Source organism: Arthrobacter sp. H5 (assembly GCF_000520595.1).
Classification (GTDB): domain Bacteria; phylum Actinomycetota; class Actinomycetes; order Actinomycetales; family Micrococcaceae; genus Arthrobacter_D.
This window is the reverse complement of sequence record NZ_KI915012.1, coordinates 14019-16027: the sequence shown is the minus strand read 5'-3', so window position 1 is coordinate 16027 and position 2009 is coordinate 14019. Positions and strand designations below refer to the sequence as shown.

General features: G+C 66.9%; 1 protein-coding gene. It reads right to left on the bottom strand.

Annotated elements, in window-relative coordinates:
• Positions 1–2009 (bottom strand): molybdopterin-dependent oxidoreductase (locus Y708_RS28605; RefSeq protein ID WP_035776695.1); only part of this gene is annotated, 2009 nt, incomplete at both ends.

The following is a 2009-nucleotide window of genomic DNA, read 5'->3' as shown; positions in this document are numbered from 1 at the left end:
CGGACCATTCCGGCGAGGTGATCACAGGGACCGGCCCGGCTTGGGTCTGGGCGAAGGTGATGAACTTTTCCTCGGATCCCTCGGACAGGTCCGCGAGTTTCCGGCCGGTGCGGACTTCGAGGTCTTTGAAGCCCTGCACGGACAGGGCGCCGTTGGTGGTGCCGGAGAACGCCAGGATGGCCTCTGCCATTTTCGCGTCTGTGTCGATGGCGGGCCGGCCGTCCGCGGCGCCGCCGAGCATCACGCCGTTGGAGTGGCTGAGCCTCTCCAACGGGCCCTGGAGTTTGTAGGTGACGTTCTTGACCGTGAAGCCCAGTTTCTCGGCCAGCGGCCCGACGGCGGCCAGCTTTTCCGCGATGGCAGTATAGTCCCGCTCCACCACCGAGAAAATGGGCATGTTCTGCCCCGGCACCGCGGGGATGGACGTGTCCCTCCAGTCCCGGACGATCCCGCCGGGCTGGGCGAGCTGGCCGGGAGTGTCGTGTTGCAGCGGCACGCCCACGAGGTCCCGGCGCACACCCAAATGGGTCTTAGCCATCCGGGAGAACTCCTCGGCCAGCAAGTGGAACAGGTCGAAATCCGTCTTTGTCTCCCACGGCGGGTCGATCGCGGGGGTGAAGGCATGCACAAACGGATGCATGTCGGTGGAGGACAGATCGTGCTTTTCGTACCACGTGGCAGCCGGGAACACGACGTCGGACAGCAGCGTGGTGGAGGTCATCCGGAAGTCCGCGGAGACCAGCAGGTCCAGCTTTCCCTCCGGCGCCTGCTCATGCCATTTCACGTCCTTGGGCTTGAGCCCTTCGGCGTGGTCCTTGCCCAGGACATTGTTATGGGTGCCCAGCAGGTTCCGCAGGAAGTACTCATTCCCCTTGGCAGAGGAGCCGAACAGGTTGGAGCGCCACAGCACGAGGGTCCGCGGCCAGTTTTCCGGGGCATCGACGTCCTCGATCGCCGGGTTCAGGGTACGGTTCTTGAGCGCGTCGGCGATGTAGCTGGGGGTGTCCTGCGCGGTGCCGGCGGCGACGGCGGCCTCTGCTTCGTCCGCGAGGTCCAGCGGGTTCCGGTCGAACTGCGGGTAGAACGGCATCCAACCGAGCCTGGCGGACTGGGCCAGGGCATCCGCCGTGTGCATCCCGTCCAGGGCTCCGGTGGAGAGCGGGGATTTCAACGCATCAGCAGAGTAGCCGTCCTGGCGCCACTGATCCGTGTGCATGTACCAGTAGCCGGTGCCGATCATGGTCCGGGGCGGCCGGGACCAGTCCAGGGCGTTGGCCAGGGACACCCATCCGGTGGCCGGGCGGGTCTTTTCCTGTCCCACGTAGTGCGCCCAGCCGCCACCGTTGCGGCCCATGCAGCCGGTCAGCATGACGAGGGCCAGGACCGCCCGGTAAGTCGTGTCGCCATGGAACCACTGGCAGATTCCGGCGCCCATGATGATCATCGAGCGGCCCTTGGACTCCTCCGCGTTGCGGGCGAACTCGCGGGCCACCCGGGTGCAGGCCTGGGCTGGGACGGACGTAATCTCTTCCTGCCAAGCCGGGGTGTACGGCGTCGAGGCGTCCTCGTAGCCGGCGGCCCACTCACCTGGGAGTCCTTCGCGGCCGACGCCGTACTGGGCCAGCATGAGGTCGAATACGGTGGTGACCAGTTGGCCTTCCACCTCGATGACAGGCACGCCGCGGCGCAGCACGCTACCCGCGCCGTCCGCGTCCTCGAAGCACGGCAGCAGGATCTCCGCGTTCTCCCCAGAGACCTCGCGCAGCGACAGCGCCGGCTCGATCCCCTCGAGGTCCAGGTTCCATTTGCCCTCGCCGCTGCCTGAGTAGCGGAACCCCATGGAGCCGTTGGGTACGGCGGGGAGGCCGGTCTTCTTGTCGAACAGCACGGTGCGGAACGCCGCGTCCTCGGCCTCGGACTCGGCCGCAATGTCCTTGGCGGTGAGGAACTTCGACGGCGTGAGGGAGCCGTCGTCGCGCCTTTCCAGCCGCACCAGGAATGGCAGGGCC